Here is a 24,632-nt window from a genome sequence, read left to right on the forward strand (position 1 = left end):
CCAACGAGAATGCCAGCGGCGCAAGCGATAACGGGCCGCGCGGATTCCGTGCATCGAACTGCACTACATCCCCGACAGCTTCGTCACGGCCACATTCAGCGTGCCGCCGGCTTCCGCGACCACGCGCAGCGTCTTGGAATCGAAGGCGATGTCGGCCAGCGTGAGACTGCTGATGACGGCTTCGACCCTGACGCCGTCCTCGCTCTTCTGGAAGTCGGCGATGACGGCCGCGATCTTCTCGCGCGCGTTGGCGGCGATCGGCTTCAGATCGAGCGTCGCCTTCTGCACCAGCGCCTGCTGCATCTGCGGCACCACCGCGCGGGCGGCGGCCCCTAACAGGCCGAACGCTGCTTCGGATTCCACCGCGAGCTGGATGTCGGCGAGCCGCAGCGTCTGCTGCTCCTGGTCGAGCATCGGCCGGCCCCAGATGTGCACGGTCGCCTCGGCGCCGAGCCCGAGCCAGCTCTTCTTCTCCTTGGCGCGCACCAGCAGCGAGATCAAGAGCCGATCGCCTGACGGTACGACGTTGACGCTCTTCACGGTGACCTCGACCGGACCGGAGCCGTCCTCGGGATAGGTGTGGCCGACCATTTGCGCCGCGATCAGCTTGTTGATCTCGGTGAAGGGGACGTCGATGGGAACGCCGATGTTCACGCCGGTGCCGGTCGGCGGCACGATCGAGATCTTGTCGGGGAACGGGCAGTCCGGCTTGGTCTGGGTCGAGGTCACGCGCGTCTCGGCCTCGAGGCCCAGCAGCAGCGTCACGTTCTGCGCGTCGACGCGGGGCTGCGCCGCGATCGCGCGGGTGGGCTTCATCTCGAGCCAGAGCGGCGGCAGCGCCGCCGAGGAGCCGCTGCCTTGCAGCGGGATCGAGCGGCAGGCCTTGGCCCATTGCACCCTCGCGTTCTCGCGCAGGCTGGGGTCGTTGCGGATGCGTTCGGCAACGACGTTGAGCTGATCGTTGACCGTCTTGTCGATCAGCGGCTTCACCTGGGCCGGCACGTTGACCTTGGCGCCGGCGACCGAGAGATTGGTGTCGCCGAGATTGACCTGCGCGCCGATATTGGGCTCGAGATGCCAGGCGGCCGCGAGCTTCGGGCGCGAGGTGACGACGACGTTGCCCTTGATCTCGGCGCTGGCGTTCAAATTCTTGATGTTGATCGCGCCGATCCGTTTCGCCGCGTCGCCGCCGAGCACGCTGCCGAGCGCGTCGCCGAGCGCGCCGGTGGCCTTCCCCGACAGCGATCCTGTCACGTTCAGCTTGCCGGTGATCGGGGTCGACAGCGTCAGCACGTCCTTGTCGCCTGTCACCGACATCGGCCCGCGGGCGGCGGCCCAGCCGATATCGGCGTCTTGCAGGATCTGCGAGGCCGGGTTCTCGGCCTTGCCGGCGAAATTGCGCGGCGAGGCCTTCTCGGCCTGCTCGCGGATCGCCGACAGCGCGATCGTGACCGGCGCCACCACGATCGAGCTTTTCGACGCCGGCGGCAACGGCGGCAGCTCTGCGACCGGCGGCGCGGAATTGGTCGCGCGCGGCGATAACAGGTCCATCGCCTTCAGGCTGATCAAGAACGACGCCGCGAGCACGCCAATGGCGATCAGCACAGTCTTCAAGTTCAGTGTCGGACGCATCAATCCCCCAAGCCGCCGCGGTGAGGATTTTACAGGGCAGGCGAGCAGGGCGCTAGAGCGCACGGATGGGGTGGAATTGCGGCGGATGAGTTAATGGCGGCAGCCCGTCACTCAGGGGTAGCCCGTCGCATGCGTGCGGCATTCGCCTGTTAGGTCGATACTCAGCAGCGTCCGCGCCAGGCAGTCGACGAACCAGAGCCGCCCGTCATGCCAGCGCGGGGCTTCCTAATATTTGCCGCCATCGAGCGACGTGGTCAGCCCGGTTTCGGTCATTTGGCGAGGAACGACATCGTCGACAGCTCATCAAAGCTAGCTGCGCCCGGGGCGGCGGACCGCGCGCACCTTGCCGCTGGCGCCGCCGCCGCAGAAGAGCCGATCGCCGCCGTCCGATTCCAGCCCTGAAACCATCGTCCCCTCCGGCAGGTCGAGCTGCTCGAGCACCTTGCCGGTATCAGGATCGATCCGCCTGATGTCGCTGTCCTCGCCCTCCCATGTGCCATGCCAGAGCTCGCCGTCGACCCAGGTCACCCCGGTCACGAACCGCTTGCTTTCGATGGTGCGCAGAATCCTGCCGCTGTCAGGGTCGATCTGGTGGATCTTGCGCTCGCGATATTGCCCGACCCAGAGCGAGCCCTCGGCCCAGGCCAATCCTGAATCGCCGCCGCCGCCGGGCGCCGGGATCGTGCTGAGGATCGCGCCGCTCGCCGCGTCGATCTTCTGGATGCGGTCCTCGGCGATCTGGAACAGATGGCGGCCGTCGAACGCCGTTCCCGCATGCGCGGCGACATCGAGCGAGCGGGTGATCCTGCCGCTGTCAGGATCGACCGCACTCAGCCTGTCGCCGGACGCGAACCAGACCTGGCTGCCGTCATAGCTGACGCCATGCACGGCCTCGACGCCGTCGAAAGGCCCGTACTCGCGGATGATCTCGGCGGCTGATCGCTTCATGGCATGGTCCTTGTGCGGCGGTTCACATCTTAAGTCTTGAGCAGCGGTCCGGGGAGTAACAAGCCTGTCGGGAAACCCGGAACTGGCGGCGTCATCCAGCGCCGCGCCCGGCCGTGTCCGAACGACTGCACCTTGTTCGATCGGGCGAGCTCCTCGAGCGCCCGCTGCACCGTGCGTGCGCTCATGCCAAGCGCGAGCGCCAGCGCCGAGCTTGCCCATGGCTCGCCGTCGGCGAGAAAGGCGAGCAGCGCGGCGTGCTTCTCCTCGACGGGGCGCGCCAGCACGATCACGTCGCGGGTCCTGCGCGGCGCCAGTTCGAACCCTTGCTTGGTCGCGCTGATGTCGGCCAGCGGCTTGAGCTCAGTCCGGAGCCGTCCGATCTCGACGCGCAAGCGGGCACGGTGCGATTCATCGACGTGCCTGGCCTGGAAAGCACCTGATATCAGCGCCTCGCGCGAGACGTCCGCGGGCCAGGCTTGCGCCAGGAGCCGGGCGAGCGCGAACAGCACCGGCCGCGTTCCCAGTGACACGGCCGTGCCTTGCCTGCGCACGACATGATGGAAGGTGTCGACGACGAGCGCGGTCGAGGTTGCCAGCCTCTCGACCTCGCCGAGCAACAACGGGTGTTCGCTGCCGCGCGCGATCAGGCGTGCGGCCGGCGTGTCGAGGACGAGCCTCGCGCCGTCGACCTCGGCCACCAGCGCCGGGATGTCAGCCTGCCTCGCGGCGCGAGCCGCCAGGTCGAGCGCCGCGCGCGCGTCTTTCGATTTCAACCGCCTGATGGCGATGCCGGCGACCACGAGCTCGCGAACGACCCGGGATGCGGGCGGGAGCGCGGCGCCGCCGAGTTCGCCCATGATGCGTTCGGCCTCGTCGATCCTCCCGAGCAGGACGAGACGGCGAGCCTCGATATGACCGGCGTGAGCGGCATTGGCGAGATCGCCATGGCTCGCGAGCGTCGCCCGCGCCGCCGTGAGCGTCTTCGCCGGCCAATTCAGGTCGCGCGAGACCAGCGCGATCTCGGCTTCGGCCACCACGCACCGCGCGCGCGCGACCGCCTCACGCGGACCGAAGGCGCGCGCGGCGCTGCGCAGCAGCGTTTTGGCTTTCGCGAGATCGCCGAGCTGGGCCATCGCGATGCCGCGCAGCGCCAGCGACGGCGCATCGTTGCGCAACGCCACGCGGTTCAGGGCGCCGAGCGGATCGCCGGCCTCCAACGCCCGCGCGGCGGCCGTGATCAGCGAGTCCATGAAAATCCGCCACACTTGTTACTCCCACCGTGCCGCCATCAGGTGCGAGAACTCTCCCAGGGCCGACGATGTGCGGCGAGCGAGAGATTTGGAGAGCCATGATGACATCAGCAGACAAGGCAGCGACGAACGGACAGCCCGCCATGCTAACACCGCCCGTGGTGTCGCCGGAGGAGTGGGAGGCTGCCCGCCAGCTGCTGCTCGTGAAGGAAAAGGCGCATACCCGTGCCCGCGACGCACTCGCCGCCGAACGCCGGCGCATGCCGTGGATGGAAGTGACCAAAACCTACGCATTCGAGGTGCCCCAGGGCAAGGCCAGTCTGCTCGATCTGTTTCAGGGCCGGCGCCAGCTGATCCTGTACCGGGCCTTCTTCGAGCCGGGCGTGTTCGGCTGGCCCGACCATGCCTGCCGCGGCTGCTCCATGGTGGCCGACCAGGTCGCCCATGTCTCGCATTTGAATGCCCGCGACACCACGCTGGTGTTTGCCTCGCGCGCACCGCAAGCCGACATCATCAGGCTGAAGGCGCGGATGGGCTGGAACATTCCATGGGTCACCATCACCGACAGCTTCGATGCCGATTTCGGCGTCGGCGAGTGGCACGGCACCAACGTGTTCTTCCGCGACGGGACCCGCATCTTCCGCACCTATCTGATCAAGAGCCGCGGCGACGAGCAGATGGGCGGCACCTGGAACTATCTCGACATCACGCCGCTCGGCCGCCAGGAGGTCTGGGAGGACTCGCCGGCAGGCTATCCGCAGACGCCGACGTACAAATGGTGGAACTGGAACGACAATTACGAAGCCGACAGCGCGCCGGACAAGAAATGGGTCGAGGTTTCGGACGCCGGCGAGATCGCGCTTCGCGCCAAGGGCGCGCAGTGAGCACCGTCCATTCCGCCGGCGCCGGCCGCGATCGCCGCGAGGCCACAGCCCACCTCGTCCGATGGCTGGGCCTTGCGGCCACCCCAACGTTCGCGATCATGGCCGTGCTGACCGCCGCCTTCAGCGGCGGCCCGGCGGACATGCTCTGCTCCGCCGGGCACGGCCTGTCGCTGGGCGGGATGGTGCCGATGTATCTCCTGATGAGCGCGTTTCATTCCGCGGCATGGCTGCGGCTGCTCTCGGGCCGGAAGTGAAGGTTGGACAGCCACGACACCAAACGGAACGGCCCCGGTCCTGCCGGGGCCGTTGGTCCTCAAGCTCGTTCGCGGCGCGTTACCGAAGCTCCGCGCGGCGCTCGGTCATCGGCAGCACGACCACCTTGGTGCCGACGCTGACGCGGGAGTAGAGATCGGAGACGTCGTCGTTGGTGAGGCGGATGCAGCCGGAGGAGACGTGCTTGCCGATCGTGTCGGGGGCGTTGGTGCCGTGGATGCGGTAGACGGTGCCGCCGAGATACATGGCGCGGGCGCCGAGCGGGTTGCCGGGGCCGCCGGCCATGTGGCGCGGCAGATAGGGCTGGCGCTGAATCATTTCCGGCGGCGGGGTCCAATCCGGCCACTCCGCCTTCTTCGTCACCGACTGGGTGCCCGACCAGGTGAAGCCGTCGCGGCCGACGCCGATGCCGTAGCGGATGGCCTGGCCGTTGCCCAGCACGTAATAAAGATAGGTATTGGGCGTATCGATGATGATGGTGCCCGGCGCCTCGCGCGTCGCATAGGAAACGGTCTGGCGGCGGAAGCGCGCCGGCATCTCCACGGCATCCTGATCTTCGGACGGTGCGGCCTGGTAGGTCGGTGCCTGATAGGGCTGATAAGGCTGAAGCGGCTGCGGGGCGGTCATCGCCGGCAGCGGCTGGAAGAACGGAAACAGCTGCACGGGCGCGGCTTTGGCCGGGCCGGCAAACGCGATTGCGGTCACAGCCACTGCGTTGAAGGCAACGGCGCGCGAATAGCTCTTGAACGTATCCAGATCGAACATTGGTCGCCCCTGTTTGCTCGGTGTCGAGAGATCACCGCGGCACCGTTTCGGTGCTCCGTTGGCTAAATCACTAATGGAAAGAAGTTTCGGGAGCTTTGCGCCGAAAACCGAAAACGGTTTCGTCGCGGCAAGGATTGTTTCATGACGGTTTCGTGGCCCGGCCGGGCTGTTAACGAACAAAACAGCGGGCCGACACTTCTGTGACGTCACACGCCTGAAATATCCGTGGTTGATGGTCCTAAGCCGAGAATCATCAAACTCTCGGGATTTCCCCATGCGGGTATTAATCGCGACCGACGCCTGGCATCCGCAGGTCAACGGAGTGGTCCGGACGCTGACCTCGCTCGCTGCGGCCGCCAAGGCCCTCGATGTCGAGATCGACTTCCTGACGCCTGACGGCTTCAGGTCCTGGCCGCTGCCGACCTATCCGGGCCTGCGCATCGCGCTGCCGAGCGGCAAGGAGATCGCGCGGCGCATCGAGAGGTCCGCGCCGGAAGCCCTGCACATCGCGACCGAAGGCCCGATCGGCTGGGCCGCGCGTGCCTATTGTCGCCGCAACCACCTCGCGTTCACGACGTCCTATACGACGCGCTTTCCGGAATATGTTTCGGTGCGGACCGGCATCCCGGCGAGCGTCGGCCATGCCGTGCTGCGTCACTTCCACGATGCCGCAGCCTTGACCATGGTGGCGACGCCGTCGCTGCGGCAGGAGCTCGCAGGTCGCGACTTCAGGCGGCTCGGCTTCTGGGGGCGCGGCGTCAACACCGAGCTGTTCCACCCTGACGCTCCGGCCAGGCTCGACCTGCCGGGCCCGATCTTCATGACCATGGGCCGCGTGGCGGTCGAGAAGAATCTCGAAGCGCTTCTTTCGCTCGACCTGCCCGGCACCAAGGTCGTCGTCGGCGATGGCCCGCAGAAGCCGGCGCTGGAGAAGAAATATCCTGAAGCCGTTTTCCTCGGCGAGAAGAAGGGCGCCGATCTGACCGCGCATCTCGCCGCCGCCGATGTCTTCGTGTTCCCGAGCCTCACCGATACGTTCGGCGTGGTGCAGCTCGAGGCGCTCGCCTGCGGTACGCCCGTCGCCGCGTTTCCGGTGACGGGTCCGAAAGACGTCATCGCCGATCATCCGATCGGTGCGATCGACAATGATCTGCGCGCCGCGTGCCTGCGCGCGCTCACCATGTCGCGGGAGACCTGCCGCAATTTCGCGCTGGAGCGCTCCTGGGAGAACAGCGCGCGCCAGTTCGTCGGCAATCTCACCTCACTCCAGCCCAGCCGTGCCTTGCGCGCTTCGCCTCGCGTGGCGCGGCGGCCGGTGCGCGGCTGATCCATATTTTTGACCCACAGCGAGAACCTCATCGATGGCTAAGATCATGAACCTTGACGGCACCCAGCAGCTCGACCTCACCCGTGGCTCGGTCGAGCAGGCGTACGACCGCTGGGCGCCCGTCTACGATCTCGTGTTCGGCGGCGTGTTCGCCAAGGGCCGCCGGGCCGCGATCGCAGCCACCAACAAGATCGGTGGCCGCGTGCTCGAAGTCGGCGTCGGCACCGGCATTTCGCTGCCACTGTACGCTCCGCATCTGCGCATCTTCGGCACCGACATTTCGGACGCGATGCTTGACAAGGCCCGCCGCCGCGTTCGCGAAGGCAGCCTCAAGAACGTCGAGGGCCTTGCGGTGATGGACGCCGAGAAGCTCGAATTCCCCGATAATTCCTTCGATGTCGTGATGGCGCAGTACGTCGTCACCGCCGTGCCGAACCCGGAGAAGGCGCTCGACGAATTCGCCCGCGTGCTGCGTCCGGGCGGCGAGTTGATCATCCTCACCCGCGTCAGCGCCGACACCGGCATGCGCCGTTTCATCGAGCAGAAGCTGCAGCCGGTGGTGCGTCCGCTCGGCTTCCGCACCGCCGAGTTCGCCTGGTCGCGCTATGCCAAATGGCTGGCCGGCGCTGAGGGAATCGAGCTCGCGGAGCGCCGCCTGATTCCGCCGCTCGGTCATTTCTCGCTGGTGCGCTTCCGCAAGGTCGACATCGCCAAGGCGGCGTGAGTCGAGGCTGCCGCCGCTCACGCGTTCGCGTCCGTCACCGCGTCGCTGCACATCGTCACATGACAAAATGATGATGTCACACGAGCTACATCGAATCCCTGTAAATCCGGAACCCGAAAGCATTTTGGGGGAGAGCATGATCAAGAATTACCTCGAACAGCTGCGGATCCAGCGCTGGGACGACCATCGCTATTATCATCACAGCCGCATCAATCAGAGCCTGCACTTCGTCAGCGCGCTGAGCTTCCTCTTTGCCTATCTCTGGCTGTTCGTCGATCCCATGATCTCTGCGCTGGTCGGCTGGCTGGTCTCGATGACCTCGCGCCAGGCCGGTCACTTCTTCTTCGAGCCGCATGACTACGACCACATCAACCAGGCGACGCACGAGTACAAGGAAGACATCAAGGTCGGCTACAACCTTCAGCGCAAGGTGGTGCTGATGGCGATCTGGGCGGCGTCCCCGCTGGTGCTGTTCGTCGATCCCACGCTGCTCGGCCTGTTCACGCCGTGGGCGAGCGCTGCCGACTTCATGCGCCAGGTGGCGAAGATCTGGCTCGTGATCGGCGGCGGCGGTCTTCTGTTCCGCACCGTGCACCTGTTCTTCATCCGCGATGTCGAGACCGGCCTGGTCTGGATGACCAAGATCCTGACCGACCCCTTCCACGATTTGATGCTCTATCGTAGCGCACCGCTCGCTTTGATGCGCGGCGAACTGATGGACCCCGGCTTGCATCTCAACCCCGAGCACACGCTGGGTCTGATCGGCGAGCCCGACCTCGAAGAGCAGCACGCCTGATACGGCATCTGCCCAGAACGCAAATGTCCATGATCTGCGTCATGCCCGGGCTTGTCCCGGGCATCCACGTCTTCTTGCCGTCGCGTGGAAACGCGTGGATGGCCGAGCATGGGCGAGCGGAAGCGACGCCGTCCTTTGGACGGCCATGCGGGGCCATGACGGCGTCGGAGAAGCTCGTCTCAGCCTCCGAAGCGCTTGGCCAGCATCTCTTTCAAAATCTGCCGCTTGATGGTCTTGTTGGTGAGCGCGCCGTCGTGCCACCAGAAGCCGTCGGCCTTCATCTTTTCGGCGGCGCGGACGAAGCGGTCGGCGACCTCGCCGAAGTCCGCGTCGGTGTAGTTGAGGCTGAAGATCAGCCGGCCGGTGCCGACCCAGCTCAGCGCCAGGCCTTCGGCACGCAGGTAATATTGCAGCATCCAGTTGTAGCGGGACGGCGTGGTGTATTTGACCGTCCAGATCGACGAGAGGTTGGCGAACTGCACCGGCAGCTTGGCATCACGCATCATCTTGTTGAGCCGCTCGACGCGGCCGTTCCAGGTCGCGTCCAGGCCGTCATAGATGGCGCGGAAGTTCGGCGAGGCGAGCCGGCTCAGGAACTCGTCCATCGCCGTCATGACATAGGGATGCGAGTTGAAGGTGCCGCGGGCGAAGCAGATGTCGGCGGGACGATCGTCGCGGAAGCGGCGCATCAGATCCTTCCTGCCGCAGACCGCGCCGACCGGCAGGCCGCCGGCGAGGCTCTTGCCGTAGGTCACCATGTCGGCCTTGATACCAAAATATTCCTGGGCGCCGCCGGCGGCGAGACGGAAGCCGACGAAGACCTCGTCGAAGATCAAGACGATGCCGCGCTCGGTGCAGACCTCGCGCAGCTTCTTCAGCCACTCGGTATACGCCGCGCGGTCGAAACTGCCGCCGCGGGAGGAATCGACCAGCGAGGAATCGCCCGGCGCGTTGCCGTTCGGGTGCAGCCCCTGCAGCGGATTGACCAGCACGCAGGCGATGTCCTTGCGTGTGCGCAGCACGTGCAGCGTCTTCTCCGACATCTCGGAGAGGGTGTAGGTCTCGTGCGCGGGAAGCGGATTGCCGACGCCGGGTTGCACGTCCCCCCACCAGCCGTGATAGGCGCCGGCGAAACGAACCAGATGCGTGCGCTTGGTGTGGTAGCGTGCGAGCCGTACCGCCTGCATCACGGCCTCGGTGCCGGACATGTGGAACGAGACTTCGTCGAGGCCGGAGATCTGGCACAGCCGCTGCACGTTCTCGAGGATGACGGGGTGGTAGGGGCCGAGCACCGGACCGAGCGCATGCGCCCGCTTCTCGGAGCCCTCGATGCACTCCTTGTAGAAGTCATTGCCGAAGATGTTGACGCCGTAGGACCCCGTGAGATCGTAGGACGTGTTGCCGTCGACGTCAGTGACGGTGACGCCGCTCGAGGATTCCATGAAGGTCGAAGTGCCCAGGTGCTCGCGGACGAGACGCGAGAACTGGAACGGCACGCGGTAGCTTTCGGTGAAGTTGAGGTCGGAGATCGTTTCGGCCGCTTCCTTCGTCATCGCGCGGCCCCTGGGGTAGCGCTCGGCGTAGAGGCTTGCGAGACGGAAGAAGGCGTCCTTGCGCTGCTTCACCACGTCGTCAGGCGCGCCGTCGCAGCCGAAATAGCGATCGCCCTCGAACTCGTAGAACGGCAGCAGCTTTGCCACCCGGCGCGACATCTTGGAGTGCCCGGCGAGCGAGCGATGCTTGGCGCGGGACAATTCGACCCGCGCCTTGATCTTCGGGAGGACGGCGGCAGCGGAGGCTGCGGCGGCCACGGACATCGAGAGAATCGGGAGTGTCGTTTCCATGACAACAAGCGCTAATACTGCGAGCTGACAGATTCATGACAGTCAAGGCCCTCATCGCCTCTTTCACCCAGCAGGAAGATCTCAACTTCCTGTTGACCAACCGCATCCCTCGCGCGGCGCTGACCCGCTTCATGGGCTGGTTCTCCAAGATCAGGAATCCGCTGGTGCGGGACGGCTCCATCGCGCTGTGGAAGCTGTTCTCCGACCTCGATCTGTCGGAGGCGCGCAAGACCTATTTCACGAGCTTGCACGACTGCTTTACGCGTGAGCTGAAGCCTGGCCTCCGTCCGTTCGATCCGGATGCCTCAGTCATCGCGAGCCCCTCCGACGGCATCGTCGGCGCTCATGGCCGGATCGCCGATACCGAGCTGTTCCAGGTCAAGGGCGCGCCCTATTCGCTGCTCGATTTGCTCGGCGATCCCGCGCTGGCCGAGCAGCACCGCAACGGCAGCTTCGTGACGCTGCGGCTGACCTCGAGCATGTATCACCGCTTCCACGCGCCTTACGATGCGCGTGTCGAGCGGGTCACGCTGATCCACGGCGACGTCTGGAACGTCAATCCGATCGCGCTGAAGCGGGTGGAGCGGCTGTTCTGCAAGAACGAGCGCGCCGTGATCCGCACGCACTTGTCGAGCGGCGAGGCGGTCACGCTGGTGCCGGTCGCGGCGATCCTGGTCGCCAGCATCCGGTTGCACTTCCTCGACATGGTGCTGAACGCGCAGACCAAGGGCCCGGTCAATTTCCCCTGCGACGTCAACGTGACCAAGGGCGAGGAGCTCGGCTGGTTCGAGCACGGCTCGACCATCATCATCCTCGCGCCGGGCGACTTTTCATTCTGCGACGGCATTGCCGAAGGGACGCGCATCCGTGCCGGTCAAGCGCTGCTGAGAAGAAGCTAGCCTTCAATCCGCCGTCCCCGCCGCCTATATCGTCGCCGGGGACGATTTCGATGCTACGGACTTGGTGATGGCACGAGCGCCGGTGATGGCGGCGGGTGGTATTGTGCTGCTGCGGCGTGGCGACACGCCGCTGATCGCCATCGTGCGCCAGCGCAAGCGCAATGAGTGGGTTCTGCCCAAGGGCAAGCTCGACGACGGCGAGACGCCGAAACAGGCGGCGCACCGCGAGGTGCTGGAGGAGACCGGCCACGACGTTGCCATCCACGAATTTCTGGGCACGCTCGGCTACCAGTCGGGTGGCCGATCCAAGATCGTGCACTTCTGGCGGATGGAGGCCGTGGGCGGCCAAGTCCGCAAGCTCATGAACGACATCAAGGCGGTCGACTGGGTGACGCTGGACGACGCGCTCGCGCGTCTGTCGCGCGAATATGAGCGCGCCTTTCTCACCGAGGTCGGCCCGATCGCGATCGCGGCGGCCCGGCTCGCACCGTCACCCCCGGCGGAGCCGACGACGACGTTGGCGGCCGACAACATGGATGCGGTCGTGCAGACCCTGACGCCGGCTGAGGCTGATTCGGTCGATGAGCCGCGGCCCGGCCTGTTGCAGAGGGTGAAGGCCTGGTTGCGCGGCGAGGCCTGAGGTCTCTCCACATCATCATTGCGAGGAGCTCTTGCGACGAAGCAATCCAGACTGCTTCCGTGGAGACAGTCTGGATTGCTTCGCTGCGCTCGCAATGACGCGGAGGGGCTGGTGCGCCTTCTCTACCGTTTTTTCCTCTCCTTCGGCGCTGGAGCCGGCGCGGGCTTGCGCGGCACGGCGGGGCGCGCGCCGGGGAGGCGCTGCTGGAAGCCGGGCTGGCGCGGCGCGGCGCCCTGTTGCGGCTGGACGGCTGGCTGTGTGCCGGGCTGCAATCCGGTGCGCGGCGGTTGCGGCGTGGTGCCATTCGGCTGCGCCGGCGTAACCGCGCCAGGCTGCTGCGGAGATTGTCCGCTGCGCTTTGGCTGCGTCGCCCCGCCCGGTTGCGTGGTGCGCGGCTGGGCGGGCGGTTGCGCAGTGGCTGGCTTCTGGCCCGGTTGCTGCTGACCTCGTTGCGTGCCTTGTTGCGTGCCTTGGCCCGTGCGCGGCGTGCCGGGCTGTGCGGCGCCACCTTGCCGTTGCGGCTGTTGCTGAGTCGGCGGCTGCTGGCCCGGACGGTTGTTTTGACCAGGCTGGCCGTTCGGCCGCTGCGGCTGTTGCTGGTTCGGCGCCGGGTTCGGACGCAATTGCTGTTGCTGCGGCGACTGCGCCGGCCGAGGAATCCGGCTGACCGCGCTCGGGTTGGCGCGGCGGAAATCGCGCTGCTCGGTGACGATCTGGCGGCCCGTGGTCTGCGCCGCGTGGACCTGGCTGACGATGCCGCGATCGCGCTCGATCTGCTGCGGCGGGATGGTGATCGGCACCGCCGCAAAGCGCATGCCGCCCGGGCCGGCCGCACCGGGCCGGATCGCAAAGCCGCTCGACCCTTGCGTCAGCGAGCCGAGCCGCGTGCCACTGGCGCGATCGTTGACGTCGATGTGGCCGACCCGGCCGTCAGCGTCGGGGTAGAGCTTGATGTTGACGTTGCTGGCGCTGGTTGCGGCCGCGTTCTCGGGAACGTCGACGACACCGGTGGTGCCGCGGATGCCAAGCGTCGCGGTCGGCGTCGCGATCTTCATGTCGCCGGTCTTGGCCACTGCAGCGGCGACGAAGGCGACCGTGCCCTTGCCGATGTCGAAGATCGCCGAATTCTGCTTGCCGCCATCCTCGTAGACGTAGGTGTCGATGGTGATCTTGGCGCTCGCGGAGAGGTTGAACGTGGTGGCGTCGTTGAAGGTGATGCCGAGCGACGAATTCGAGGACGTCTGCACGATGTCATTGAGATAGATGTCGTCGCGTACTTTCAGCGGATAAGAGTTCTTGTCGCGGACCACGGTCGCAATGCCCGTCACGGTCGCGACGTTGCCGATCGGCTCCGCGGCGGCGGATTGCGCATCAGTTGACGGCGTCGGCGCTGCTGAAGGTGTTGGGGAGGTGGCAGGCGTCGGTTGGGCCTGCGGCTGTGTTTGCGCGAGCTCGATCGCGTCGGACGCGCGCGCATGATCCGCGCCGGCCAGCGGCAGCGCCAGCAGCGGCAAAGCAAACACGACGCGGCGCCAAGCCACCAGCATAGCCACGAATGAGGTCCCCATGAGAAGGCGAGGCAAATCTGGCCGATATCAGCCGGAGATTGCTGAATGGCGGATGAACATCTGTTGCATGGAAACGGTGAACGTTCAAACGCCACGTCCCTGAAACAGGGACGTGGCGTCCATAAGAACAAGAAGGCTTGCCGATCGAAGTCTCAGCTCACCCGCTTCCAGGTCTGGCCGCCGCAGAACATTCCGCCGAACGCGCAGCCCTGCACGCGCATCGCGTTCGGGCCCTTCATGGCGATCGTCGAGTCGTAATTGCGACCGGAGTCGGGATCGTGGATGCGGCCGCTCCACTTGGCGCCGTCGGGCTTCATGTTGATCAGGATCCGCTCATTGGTCTTCTCGGCATAGCCGCAGAGATTGGGACCGCATTGTTCGACCCGGACATTGCCCTTGTTCTCTTCGGTCGCCCATACGCCGATCGGCGTGGTGGCGGCCTGTACCGGTGCTGCCGCAGCGGGAGCAGGCGGCGGCGCATAAGCGGGAGCCGCGGCAATCGGCGCGGGCGCGACCACGGGAGCGGGGGCTGCAACCGGCGCAGGCTGCGAGAGCGTGTCGACGGACGGCGCCGCGGTGACATCAGTGGCTGGCGCAGCGGGAGCAACGGTGGGCGCGGCCGGCGCTGTGGCCTGCATCGGCGCCTGTTGCACGGGCGGCTGCGGCGGAGCCGGCGCAGGCTGCGCAGTCGTCGTCGATGGCGTGGTGGCGTCATCGTCCTTGGAGCCGCCGAGGCTGTTGAGGTTGATGTCGTTGAGCCTGATCGGCTTGTTCGACAGGCCCGGTGCCACGATGGCGACGCAATCGAGCGAGGCACAGTTGCGCGGCGTCTCGATGCGGATGTGCTGGCCTTGGATCTGGAACGAGATCGAATTCCCGGCATGCGCGACGGCAGTCGAGGCGAGGAACAGTGCGGTGGCGGCGATGGTGAGCTTGTTCATGACAATCTCCGAAAGAGCGTGGTCCCGAGATGGACTGAAGTCGGCCGTAGACCGGATGTGGTTCGACCCTATGCCTGACACACCAGGCCTTCTGTGATGGACCTCACAACGCCTGCCCGGGTGGCTGACGGCGCATGCGAGGGAGATTGCGCATGAACGTCTCGCCCGCATCGCGGCGCCTTGCCCACCATCACGACGGCCGCCCTGCGCGCGCGCGGCCGGTATGGTTAAGGAAAGCTGAAATCAACGTGTTGAAGAGTCTTTAAGTAAATTCACCGAACGTGCGTACATGACGCGCGGAGTTCGTTTGTATCTCGTCGGCTCCATCGTCCTCGCATCGCTCGCGGGTTGCGGACGCGGCTTGTTCCAGGCCGAACGTGAACCGTGGCGGGCCGAGGCCGAAGCGGCGTGCCTGAAATCAGGCGCCGTCAAAGAGAGCCCCGACATCGTCCGGATCGATCCGATCTCCGGACCCGGCATGTGCGGCGCTGAATTTCCGCTGAAGGTCGCCGCGATCGGCGAAGCCACCGGCAGCTACGGTTTTGCCGACGAGGAACTGCGCCCGCCCGGCAATGTCGGCAACCAGCCGCGCTGGCCGGTGACGCAGCCGCAATCGAATTATCCCGCATCCGGCTATCCGCAGCGGTCGAACTATCCCGAGAGCGCGGTGCGCCAGCCCGCCGGCTATGGCGCGTCGTCGGCTCCGGTGTCGCTCAGCGCGCCCGGCGTCGCGCCGCAGGAGGACGAGATCGATCTGCCGCCCGAGGGCACCGATGCCGAAGGCGCGGCGCGCTACATGAATGCGCCGAGCTATCCGGCACGGCCGCCCGCGCCTTACTCCCAGGCGCCCGCGCAGCAGCCGCTGCCGCGTCTCGGTCCCGCGCAGGGCAATGCTGTCGCCGCCGTCGGTCCGGTCATGGTGAAGCCGACGGCGACGCTGGCCTGTCCGATTGTATCCGAGCTCGACCGCTGGTTTGCCGACAGCGTGCAGCCGTCGGCGATGCGCTGGTTCGGCGCCCGCGTGGTCGAGATCAAGCAGATCTCCGCCTATTCCTGCCGCGGCATGAACGGTAACCCGCACGCTCATATCTCCGAGCACGCCTTCGGCAACGCACTCGACGTCGCCGCATTCACGCTCGCCGACGGCCGCCGCATCACCGTGAAGGACGGCTGGCACGGCATGCCGGAAGAGCAGGGCTTCCTGCGCGACGTCCAGGCGGGCGCGTGCGCGCATTTCACCACCGTGCTCGCGCCGGGCTCGAACGTCTATCACTACGATCACATCCACGTGGACTTGATGCGCCGCGCCAGCCGCCGCCTGATCTGCCAGCCGGCCGCGGTGTCCGGCGAAGAGGTGGCCGCGCGTGCGCAGCGGCGCAGTCCGTATGCGAGCAATCGCGATCCCGCCGTGACCGGCTCGCTCGGCACGCACAAAGGCAGGCACGACAGGGGCAGCGAGGAAGACGAGTCCTCGGACGATTAAACGCGCGTGCTTACCTCGAGGTCGGCTTCGACGGCGCCGCGAGCCCCATGCAGCGCTGCACTTCGGCGGGGACATCGTACGTCCGCATGATATGCCTGCTGTCGCGCAGCCCCGTCGCCTCGCGTTGCACGACGAACATCCAGAGCGCCTGTCCGGCTTCCATCACCAGCTTGCGCCTCGCCGGCTGCCTCGATGCCGGCGTCTCTGAAACCGCGTGGGTCGCGTCGAATTCGCGCAATCGCGCCAGCGCCTGCTCGAGCGTGCGGCCCATCCGTCCAAGCGCCGAGGCTTGTTCCTGGACGATCTCATAATGGAGGATATCGACCGGCGGGCGAAGATCACGGGACATGATCCCCAATATAGCGGCGCAAGGCACATGCGCAACGCGCGGCGGCTGCCGTCACTTCGCCTTGTAGGCCCCCAGGAACATCCGCGTCGCGCTCTCGATCACTTCCGTCATGCGCTGCTCCGACGGCGGCGGAGCGGCCTGGAAGACGAAGGGCAGGAACAGCGAGGCCTTGCACAGTTCCATGAACTGCGACGCCGCCAGGTCGCAATCGTCGATCGCCAGATTGCCGGAGACGACATGGGCTTTGAGATAGTCGGACAGGCGGTTGATGGTCTTGTCCAGCACGCGCAGATAATAGCGGCGGCCGACGTCGGGCATGCGCTCGGCGATCGCCATCACGGTGCGGATCGCCGATCCGCCGCCGGGCCGGCAGAGCAGATGCAGATAGGCCTGGCCGAAATCCTTCAAGGTCGTCTCGGCGTCCCGCCCGGGGTCGAAGTTGAACGCGACCTGGCCGTGAAATAGCGCCTCCTCCTCGAGGATGGCTTCGAACAGCGCGGATTTGTCGGCGAAATAAACGTAGAGCGTGCCCTTTGAGACGCCGGCCGCACGCGCAATCTCGCCCATGCTGGCGCCGTCAAAACCCAGGTCCATGAACACTTTGTGGGCGCCGGCCAGGATCTGGCGGCGCTTGGAGCTGTCCTCTTCGGAGACGACGTGCAGATGTTCGCGGTCGGCTGCAACCATTGGTTCAGGGTCTCGAACGGTTTTGGCTCGGAGCATGGACCATGAAACCCAAATAAAGGATTCGGGCCAGTAGGGTCCGGCTCGGACTAATATGTATATTGACCGAACCGTTCGGTCAATGATATTTGGATGGGTGGCAGGGACCAGGCCGCAGGACGGCCGCCCTGGCGCTTTTTTTGGGGAGGCCTTTATGGCCACATCGAGAGACCAGGCTGCGCGCGTGCTTCGCCAGGAAGCGGTGGAGACGACTGCGAATGGTGACGCTGCGCCTGAGAAGTCCGCAGCGCTTGCCGAGCAGTTGCGCTCTCACGTGGCCGAAGAGACCAAGCGCCGTACCAGCGAGGCCCCGGAGAAGCCCGTGATCGACCAGCCGGCCCCGACGGCCTCCGCGCCCGCGGCGCCGAAATCCCGCAAGCGCAAGTTCATCATGACGGGCATCGGCCTCGTGCTGGCGCTCGCGGCGGCGAGCTATGCCGGCTACTACACGCTGGTCGGCCGCTTCTTCGTCTCCACCGACGACGCCTATGTCCGCGCCAACAACACCATGCTGGGCGCGCGCGTGTCGGGCCACGTCTCCTCGATTCTCGCCGGCGACAACACGCTGGTGCATGCCGGCGACACCATCCTGCGCATCGACGACGGCGACTACAAGATCGCGGTCGATGCGGCTGCGACCCGGATCGCGACCCAGCAGGCCACGATCGATCGCATCGGTCGCCAGATCGCGGCGCTCGACAGCCAGGTCGCGCAAGCGAAGGCGCAGCTCGTCTCCGCGGAAGCCGGCCTCAAGCGCGCCGATCTCGATTATGACCGCCAGCAGGCGCTGAGCAGCAAGGGCTTTGCCTCGCGTGCGACGTTCGAGAGCTCGGAAGCCGGACGCGACCAGGGCGCTGCCGCGGTCAAGGCCGCGCAGGCGGCGTACGACGTGGCGGTGAGCAATGTCGACGTCGCCAAGGCCCAGCAGGCCGAAGCGCAGGCGCAGCTCGCCGAGCTCAAGACCACGCTCGCCAAGGCCGAGCGCGACCTCGGCTTCACGGCGGTGCGCGCGCCGGTCGACGGCATCTTCTCCAACCGTCTCGTCAGCGCCGGCGACTTCATCGCCGTCGGCCAGCGGCTCGGCAATGTCGTGCCGCTCGACGACGTCTACATCGACGCCAATTTCAAGGAAACCCAGCTCAAGCGCATCCGTCCCGGCCAGCCGGTGACGATCAAGGTCGATGCCTATGGCATGCGCAAATTCTCGGGCGTCGTCGACAGCATCGCCGCCGGCGCGGGCTCGGTGTTCACGCTGCTGCCGCCCGACAACGCCACCGGCAACTTCACCAAGATCGTGCAGCGCGTGCCGGTCCGCATCCGCGTCCCGAAGGCGGTTGCGAAGCAGAACCTGCTCCGTGCGGGCATGTCGGTCTACGCCACCGTCGACACCAACAAGGGTGCCGCCGACGCCGACAGCGAGATCGATCTCGACGATCCCACCATGATCCATCCGCAGTAAGCGCCATCAGGCGCTGCGAGGTCAGACCATGGCGAATGCCGCGACCGCTTCCCCTGCCATGATGGCGTCAGACGCTTCGGAGCGCATTGCGCCGAAGCGGCTGCTCGCCTTCATCATCATGGTGTTCGGGATGTTCATGTCGATCCTGGACATCCAGATCGTCTCCGCCTCCTTGAGCGAAATCCAGGCCGGCCTGTCGGCGAGTTCGAGCGAGGTCTCCTGGGTCCAGACCGCCTATCTGATCGCCGAAGTGATCGCGATCCCGCTCTCCGGGTTCCTGTCGCGCGCCTTCGGCACGCGGCTGCTGTTCGCGATCTCGGCGGCGGGTTTCACGATGTCGAGCCTGCTCTGCGGCTTCGCCACGACCATCGAGGAGATGATCCTCTGGCGCGCGCTGCAGGGCTTCCTCGGCGCCGGCATGATCCCGACGGTGTTCGCCTCGGCCTACACCGTGTTTCCGCGCTCGAAATTCCACATCGTGGGCCCCATCATCGGGCTTGTTGCGACCCTGGCTCCCACGATCGGACCGACCGTCGGCGGCTACATCACCGATTTGATGACGTGGAACTGGCTGTTCTTCATCAACGTCGTTCCCGGCATCGGCATCACCTTGGGCGTTTGGGCGCTGGTCGATTTCGACGAGCCGCATTTCGAACTGCTCGACCGCTTCGACTGGTGGGGGCTGATCTTCATGGCCGGCTTTCTCGGCACGCTGGAATATGTGCTGGAGGAAGGCCCGCAATATGAATGGATGCAGGACACGTCGGTGGCGATCTGCGCCTGGATCTGCATCATCTCGGCGATCGCCTTCTTCTGGCGCGTGTTCACGGCGGCCGAGCCGATCGTCAACCTGCGCACCTTTTCCAACCGCAATTTCGCCGTCGGTTGCGTCCTGCAGTTCTGCATCGGCATCGGCCTCTACGGCCTGACCTACATCTATCCGCGCTATCTCGCGGAGGTGCGCGGCTACAGCGCGCTGATGATCGGCGAGACCATGTTCGTCTCCGGCATCACGATGTTCCTGGTCGCGCCCCTGGTCGGCCGCCTCATGGTGAGGCTCGACATGCGCTACATGATCGCGTTCGGCCTGATCGTGTTCGCGATCGGCTCCTACCAGATGACCTGGATCACCCGCGACTACGATTTCTATGAGCTGCTGGTGCCGCAGATCCTGCGCGGCATCGGCATGATGTTCGCGATGGTGCCGACCAACAACGTCGCGCTGGGCACGCTGGCGCCCGACAAGGTGAAGAATGCGAGCGGCCTGTTCAACCTGATGCGCAACCTCGGCGGCGCCGTCGGCCTTGCCGTCATCAACACCGTGCTCAACGATCGCACCGATCTGCACATCACGCGCCTGCAAGAGCGCGTGACGTGGGGCAATGCGACCGCGACCGAAACCCTGACGATGCTGATGCAGAAGTTCCAGGGGCTTGGCGATTCCACGCTGATGGCGATGAAGGAACTCAGCCAGATCGTGCATCGCCAGGCCGTGGTGATGAGCTTCGGCGACGCCTTCTTCGTGCTGACGGTGTTCTATCTCGGCCTCAGCCTGCTGGTCACCCTGCTGAACAAGCCGGCTCCGATGGCCGGCGGTGGCGGCGACGCGCACTGAGGCGAAGCGATCGGCCGCGCACCAAAAAGCAACACTCGTGCGTGATCTCGCACGGCACCCGTTGCAAATCGCGAATGCCACATCTATAAAGCGCGCCTCATTCAATCGAACCGGGGAGAGATTTGCATGATTTCGTCGCATTCGCAGATCGCGTTTCCGCGCTCGATGATGGTCTGGCTCGGTAATTTTTCGGCCTAGAGGCCACTTCCGCCAGCTTCGATCGGGCCGGGGTTTAGCCCAGAGGCCCCGATCGCCTCGCTTCCCTAGTCAAACTCAGTTTTGAGTGACGCCGTCTCGGCCTTCGCGGCCGGCCTGCGTCCATCGATGGAGCCGGTCCGCGCCGAAGCGGCCGGATGACGCCATGACCGCATCGTCAAAAAAGCCCGCGGCGATCCGCGTGGTGCTGCCCTTCGTGTTCCGGCACTGGCTCAAGCAGCCGGGGCGCGCGCTCGCCATCGCCGTCGGCCTGTTGGGTGCGACCGCAGCCGATCTGTTCATGCCGGTGTTCTCGGGGCACCTGATCGATGCGCTGACGCGCGGCCCGTCGGATGCCGCCGCGCGCCACGCCGCGCTGGTGGCGTTGGGCGGCATCGTGGTGCTGGGGACGGCCTCGATGGTGTTGCGTCTGAGCGGCCTGCAGCTGATCGTGCCGTTCACGCTGAAGATCATGTCCGATGTCGCGCACGACGCCTTCCTGCGCGTGCAGCGCTTCTCGACCGACTGGCACGCCAACTCCTTCGCGGGCTCGACCGTGCGCAAGATCACGCGCGGCATGTGGGCGCTCGACCTCCTGAACGATACCATCCTGCTGGCGCTGATGCCGTCGCTGGTCGTGCTGATCGGCTCGATGATCCTGCTCGGCGTGCACTGGGTCTCGCTCGGCGCGGTGATCGCGCTCGGCGCGGCGATCTATGTCACGATGACGGTGCTGTTCTCGACGCGCTACATCGCGCCTTCCGCGCGTGTCTCCAATGCCTGGGACACCAAGGTCGGCGGCACGCTGGCGGATGCGCTGACCTGCAACGCGGTGGTGAAATCGTTCGGCGCCGAAGCGCGCGAAGACGCGCGGCTTGCCCGCGTCATCAAGCGCTGGCGCGTGCGGGTGAGGCGGACCTGGTTTCGCTACAACTACACCGCCATCGCGCAGCTCTCGCTGCTGCTCTGCCTGCGCGGATCCGTGATCGGCGGATCGGTGCTGTTGTGGATGTCCGGGCGTGCCTCGCCCGGCGACGTCACCTATGTGCTGACGAGCTATTACGTGATCCACGCTTACCTGCGGGACGTCGGCATGCACATCAACAACCTCCAGCGTTCGGTCAACGACATGGAGGAATTGGTGGCGATCCATGATGAGCCGATCGGGATTGCCGATGCCGCTGATGCACGACCGATCGCGATCGAGGGCGGCGAGATCAGGTTCGACGACGTCACGTTCCATTATGGCGGCCATCGCGCGCCGCTGTATGACGGGTTGTCGGTCAGGATCCGCGCCGGCGAACGTGTCGGTCTCGTCGGCCGCTCCGGCTCCGGCAAGACGACCTTCGTCAAGCTGGTGCAGCGGCTCCACGACGTCAGCGGTGGTCGCGTGCTGATCGACGGGCAGGACATCGCGCGGGCGACGCAGCAATCGCTGCGCAGCCAGATCGCCATCGTGCAGCAGGAGCCGATCCTGTTTCACCGCTCGCTTGCCGAGAACATCGCCTATGGCCGGCCCGGTGCCAGCCTGGAGGCGATCGAGCAGGCGGCGCGGCTTGCCAATGCGCACGATTTCATCCTGCGCCTGCCGAAGGGCTACGGCACGCTGGTCGGCGAGCGCGGGGTGAAACTGTCGGGTGGCGAACGGCAGCGCGTGGCGCTGGCGCGTGCCTTCCTGGCGGATGCGCCGGTGCTGATCCTGGACGAGGCGACGTCGAGCCTCGATTCGGAATCGGAAGCGCTGATCCAGCAGGCGATGGAGCGGCTGATGAAGGGCCGCACGTCGATCGTGATCGCGCACCGGCTGTCGACGGTGAAGAGCCTCGATCGCATCCTGGTGTTCGACCATGGCGAGATCGTCGAGCAGGGCACGCACGCCGTGCTCGCGGGCAAGCCCGGCGGCATCTATCGCAGCCTGTTCGAGCGCCAGGTGGTGGAGCTCGGGCATATCGCAGCAGCGGAATGACGTGCGGGGCGGCAGGGCGGAAGTCCTGCCGTCAGGTCGCCAAAGGTGGAATGAGATGAAAGACCTGACGCGCGGCTCGATCGTGAGCCACATCCTGAGCATGGCGCCACCGATCGTAGCGGGCATGATCTCGATCATGATCTGCCAGTTGGTCGACCTGTATTTCGTCTCGGGCCTGGGCGATGCTGCCGTTGCGGGTGTCGCCGCGGCGGGCAATGCCGGATTTCTCGTCAACGCGCTGCTGCAAGTGCTCGGTGTCGGCGCGGTGGCACTGATCGCGCATGCCGTAGGACGCAAGGATCGCGACGACGCCAATCTGGTGTTCAACCAGGCGGTCGCGCTGTCGGTGATCTTCGGGCTGTTGACCCTGGCCGCGGGAGCCGGCCTTTCACCCCTCTACATGCGCTCGGTTGCGGCCGATCAAGCCACCATCGACGCGGGGACCACGTATCTGTTGTGGTTCATGCCGGATCTGGCACTGGAATTCGTCATGCAGGTGATTGCGTCGGCGCTGCGTGCGACAGGCATCGTACGTCCCGCCATGTTGGTGCGGGTCCTTGCGGTCGTCATCAACATCGCGCTGGCGCCGGTGCTCATCTCGGGCTGGGGCACCGGCTACGCGCTCGGGGTCGCCGGAGCAGGGCTGGCGAGCTCGATTGCTGTGGCGCTCGGCGTTCTGATGTTGCTCGCGTATTTCATGAGATCGGAGCGCTATGTCGCGTTTCATCCCGTGCAGTGGCGGCCGCAGCTTCGGCAATGGAGGCGGATCCTCAATGTTGGCCTGCCCGCCGGCGGCGAGTTCGCGATGGTCTTTATCGTCATGGCGGTGGGCTATTACGTGCTGAGCGTGTTTGGCTCGGCGGCGCAGGCAGGGTTTGGCATCGGGACGCGGCTGCTCGGCCTGATTCAGATGCCGGCGCTCGCCATCGCGCTCGCTGCAGGCCCCATCGCCGGCCAGAATTTCGGCGCCGGCAATGGCGCGCGCGTGCGCGAAACCTTTGTCAAGGCGTCGTTCATGGCGACCACCGTGATGCTGGCTTTTCTGATCCTCGCGCAGCTCGCGCCCCGTCTGCTGCTTGCAGGGTTCTCCAGCGATCCGGAGACGACGGCGGTTGCGTCGCTTTTTCTGCGCATCGTCTCGTTCAACATGATGGCGCAGGGGCTGATCTTTGTCTGCTCCAGCATGTTCCAGGGGCTTGGGAACACCAAGCCGGTGTTGTGGACCTCGGCAATGCGGGTCCTCACCTATTCCCTGCCATCGGTCTGGCTCTCGACTTTGCCGGGCTTCCGGATGGAGCACGTCTGGTACTTGTCGATCGCGACCAACGCGCTGCAGGCCACCCTGAGCGTGTCGCTGTTGCTGCGCGAATTCAGGAAGCGTCTTGCATTGCCAACACGGCAGAAGGTTACGCAGGCGCCGGATCCTGAACCCGTTGCGCCGCCGCTGCGCGAGCCGGCGTAGCGAGGCTCACTTGCCTGGTCCCCCATCCACGGCTCCGGCTGGTCTGCCGCGCAGTGGAAAAGGAAGACTAGAGCGCGCTGATGCTGTTCCAGACCAGGGTGGCGCCCGACAGGAACAGCAGGCCGAGCACGACGTCGCCGAAATGCTTGTCGCTCAGCGCGTGATAGACGCGCGCGCCGACCCATGCGCCGATCAGCGTGCCCGGGAATGCGACCATCGCGAGCCAGACCACCTTGAATGCGACCAGGCCTGATGCCGTCTGCAGCACCAGCGCGGTCGCAAGCACCGTGAAATTGAACAGCTGGAAGATGCCGCGCCGCTCGTGCTTGTTCCAGCCGCGAATGTTGGCCCACAGGATCGGCAGCGGCCCGGACAGTCCGGCCAGCCCGCCCAAAATGCCGCCGGCAAAGCCGATCGCACCGTCGGCGATGCGACCGCCGAAGGTGACAGAAAACTGCCTCTTGTTGAGGTACAGCGCACTCGAAAAGATCAGCAGCAGCACGCCGACGCTGAGCTTGAACACCTTTGGATCGGCGGAGGCGACCAGCTTGGTCCCGAGCGGCACGCCGATCAGCCCGCCAATCAGGAACGGCCACACCAGCGACAGGTCGAAGCTCTTCCACATCGCGGGCAATGTCGAGGTCTGCGCAATCACCGAGCAGATCAGCACCAGCGGCACCGCGAGCGAGGGTGGCAACACGTAGAGCCAGATGCCGAGCGCCATCAGCGCCGTGCCGAATCCCGCCAGCCCCGAGACGAAGCCGCCGGCCAGTGCGCCGAACAGGATCAGTGCGTAAGTGAGCGTTTCCACCAATGAGTCCCTGCGTTGCGCTGGGCCGCGAGCGGCCTCATGGCCCATAGCACAAAGGCACGGCCGTCAGCATCAATC

Annotated in this window: 22 protein-coding genes; 12 read left to right on the top strand and 10 right to left on the bottom strand. The window is 65.9% G+C overall.

Going from position 1 to position 24,632, the window contains the following annotated elements:
* Positions 1-63: 63 nt before the first annotated feature.
* The 3 genes from ACVWZ4_RS20305 to ACVWZ4_RS20315 all read right to left on the bottom strand — a co-directional run bounded on the left by ACVWZ4_RS20305 (position 64) and on the right by ACVWZ4_RS20315 (position 3,830).
* Positions 64-1,632: a DUF4403 family protein gene (locus tag ACVWZ4_RS20305; protein WP_456741040.1), complete on the bottom strand. Its 1,569-nt coding sequence runs from the start codon at positions 1,630-1,632 to the stop codon at positions 64-66.
* Positions 1,633-1,941: 309 nt separating this feature from the next.
* Positions 1,942-2,580 carry a Vgb family protein gene (locus ACVWZ4_RS20310; protein ID WP_456699079.1) on the bottom strand — a complete coding sequence of 213 codons (639 nt, stop codon included), beginning with the start codon at positions 2,578-2,580 and terminating at the stop codon, positions 1,942-1,944.
* 29 nt (positions 2,581-2,609) lie between these two features.
* Positions 2,610-3,830, bottom strand: coding sequence for a helix-turn-helix domain-containing protein (locus tag ACVWZ4_RS20315; RefSeq protein ID WP_456742241.1), 1,221 nt, complete (start codon positions 3,828-3,830; stop codon positions 2,610-2,612).
* Positions 3,831-3,928: 98 nt separating this feature from the next.
* On the opposite strand from ACVWZ4_RS20315, the gene ACVWZ4_RS20320 reads away from it, so the two are divergent.
* On the top strand, positions 3,929-4,714 hold the full coding sequence (locus ACVWZ4_RS20320) for a DUF899 domain-containing protein (RefSeq protein WP_456699077.1): 786 nt from the start codon (positions 3,929-3,931) through the stop codon (positions 4,712-4,714).
* Positions 4,711-4,968 carry a hypothetical protein gene (locus ACVWZ4_RS20325; protein ID WP_456699076.1) on the top strand — a complete coding sequence of 86 codons (258 nt, stop codon included), beginning with the start codon at positions 4,711-4,713 and terminating at the stop codon, positions 4,966-4,968. Before ACVWZ4_RS20320 ends, ACVWZ4_RS20325 begins: the two co-directional genes overlap by 4 nt.
* 79 nt (positions 4,969-5,047) lie before the next feature.
* Here the strand turns inward: ACVWZ4_RS20325 and ACVWZ4_RS20330 are convergent, their stop codons facing one another.
* On the bottom strand, positions 5,048-5,752 hold the full coding sequence (locus tag ACVWZ4_RS20330) for a L,D-transpeptidase (protein WP_456741041.1): 705 nt from the start codon (positions 5,750-5,752) through the stop codon (positions 5,048-5,050).
* Positions 5,753-6,026: 274 nt separating this feature from the next.
* Between ACVWZ4_RS20330 and ACVWZ4_RS20335 the strand changes: the two genes are divergently transcribed.
* The 3 genes from ACVWZ4_RS20335 (at position 6,027) to ACVWZ4_RS20345 (ending at position 8,599) form a co-directional block, all read left to right on the top strand.
* Positions 6,027-7,079, top strand: a complete 1,053-nt coding sequence (locus ACVWZ4_RS20335; protein ID WP_456790316.1) for a glycosyltransferase family 4 protein — start codon at positions 6,027-6,029, stop codon at positions 7,077-7,079.
* A 34-nt stretch (positions 7,080-7,113) separates the two neighbouring features.
* Entirely contained in the window at positions 7,114-7,803 is a 690-nt protein-coding gene (locus ACVWZ4_RS20340; protein WP_456699073.1) for a methyltransferase domain-containing protein, read from the top strand.
* Between the two features lie 136 nt (positions 7,804-7,939).
* A complete protein-coding gene (locus ACVWZ4_RS20345) occupies positions 7,940-8,599 on the top strand; it encodes a hypothetical protein (RefSeq protein ID WP_456699072.1) in 660 nt (219 codons plus the stop codon).
* Positions 8,600-8,778: 179 nt separating this feature from the next.
* On the opposite strand, the gene ACVWZ4_RS20350 is transcribed toward ACVWZ4_RS20345, so the two are convergent.
* A complete protein-coding gene (locus ACVWZ4_RS20350; RefSeq protein WP_456741043.1) occupies positions 8,779-10,443 on the bottom strand; it encodes an aminotransferase class III-fold pyridoxal phosphate-dependent enzyme in 1,665 nt (554 codons plus the stop codon).
* Positions 10,444-10,478: 35 nt separating this feature from the next.
* On the opposite strand from ACVWZ4_RS20350, the gene asd reads away from it, so the two are divergent.
* Positions 10,479-11,342: an archaetidylserine decarboxylase gene (gene asd / locus ACVWZ4_RS20355; protein ID WP_456790317.1), complete on the top strand. Its 864-nt coding sequence runs from the start codon at positions 10,479-10,481 to the stop codon at positions 11,340-11,342.
* A 67-nt stretch (positions 11,343-11,409) separates the two neighbouring features.
* Positions 11,410-11,982, top strand: a complete 573-nt coding sequence (locus tag ACVWZ4_RS20360) for an NUDIX hydrolase (RefSeq protein ID WP_456699069.1) — start codon at positions 11,410-11,412, stop codon at positions 11,980-11,982.
* Between the two features lie 122 nt (positions 11,983-12,104).
* Here the strand turns inward: ACVWZ4_RS20360 and ACVWZ4_RS20365 are convergent, their stop codons facing one another.
* Together ACVWZ4_RS20365 and ACVWZ4_RS20370 are read right to left on the bottom strand one after the other, a co-directional pair.
* Entirely contained in the window at positions 12,105-13,526 is a 1,422-nt protein-coding gene (locus ACVWZ4_RS20365) for a FecR domain-containing protein (protein ID WP_456738212.1), read from the bottom strand.
* A 176-nt stretch (positions 13,527-13,702) separates the two neighbouring features.
* Complete coding sequence (locus ACVWZ4_RS20370) at positions 13,703-14,491, bottom strand: DUF2147 domain-containing protein (RefSeq protein ID WP_456736029.1); 789 nt, start codon at positions 14,489-14,491, stop codon at positions 13,703-13,705.
* 289 nt (positions 14,492-14,780) lie between these two features.
* Here ACVWZ4_RS20370 and ACVWZ4_RS20375 point away from each other — a divergent pair, with 289 nt between their 5' ends.
* Positions 14,781-15,974: an extensin family protein gene (locus ACVWZ4_RS20375; protein ID WP_456736028.1), complete on the top strand. Its 1,194-nt coding sequence runs from the start codon at positions 14,781-14,783 to the stop codon at positions 15,972-15,974.
* A gap of 10 nt (positions 15,975-15,984) precedes the next feature.
* On the opposite strand, the gene ACVWZ4_RS20380 is transcribed toward ACVWZ4_RS20375, so the two are convergent.
* The gene (locus ACVWZ4_RS20380) at positions 15,985-16,323 is read right to left on the bottom strand and encodes a DUF6665 family protein (RefSeq protein ID WP_456736027.1); all 339 of its coding nucleotides are present in this window, start codon (positions 16,321-16,323) and stop codon (positions 15,985-15,987) included.
* Between the two features lie 51 nt (positions 16,324-16,374).
* A complete protein-coding gene (locus tag ACVWZ4_RS20385; protein ID WP_456736026.1) occupies positions 16,375-17,010 on the bottom strand; it encodes a TetR/AcrR family transcriptional regulator in 636 nt (211 codons plus the stop codon).
* A gap of 190 nt (positions 17,011-17,200) precedes the next feature.
* Here ACVWZ4_RS20385 and ACVWZ4_RS20390 point away from each other — a divergent pair, with 190 nt between their 5' ends.
* From ACVWZ4_RS20390 to ACVWZ4_RS20405, 4 genes are all read left to right on the top strand, one after another.
* On the top strand, positions 17,201-18,505 hold the full coding sequence (locus ACVWZ4_RS20390) for an HlyD family efflux transporter periplasmic adaptor subunit (protein WP_456736025.1): 1,305 nt from the start codon (positions 17,201-17,203) through the stop codon (positions 18,503-18,505).
* Positions 18,506-18,533: 28 nt separating this feature from the next.
* Positions 18,534-20,120, top strand: coding sequence for a DHA2 family efflux MFS transporter permease subunit (locus ACVWZ4_RS20395; protein WP_456741044.1), 1,587 nt, complete (start codon positions 18,534-18,536; stop codon positions 20,118-20,120).
* 361 nt (positions 20,121-20,481) lie between these two features.
* Positions 20,482-22,281: an ABC transporter ATP-binding protein gene (locus ACVWZ4_RS20400; protein ID WP_456741045.1), complete on the top strand. Its 1,800-nt coding sequence runs from the start codon at positions 20,482-20,484 to the stop codon at positions 22,279-22,281.
* A gap of 55 nt (positions 22,282-22,336) precedes the next feature.
* Entirely contained in the window at positions 22,337-23,743 is a 1,407-nt protein-coding gene (locus ACVWZ4_RS20405) for an MATE family efflux transporter (protein ID WP_456699061.1), read from the top strand.
* A 67-nt stretch (positions 23,744-23,810) separates the two neighbouring features.
* On the opposite strand, the gene ACVWZ4_RS20410 is transcribed toward ACVWZ4_RS20405, so the two are convergent.
* Entirely contained in the window at positions 23,811-24,554 is a 744-nt protein-coding gene (locus ACVWZ4_RS20410; RefSeq protein ID WP_456699060.1) for a sulfite exporter TauE/SafE family protein, read from the bottom strand.
* Positions 24,555-24,632 lie beyond the last annotated feature (78 nt).

It is taken from the genome of Bradyrhizobium sp. USDA 4472, assembly GCF_054058595.1.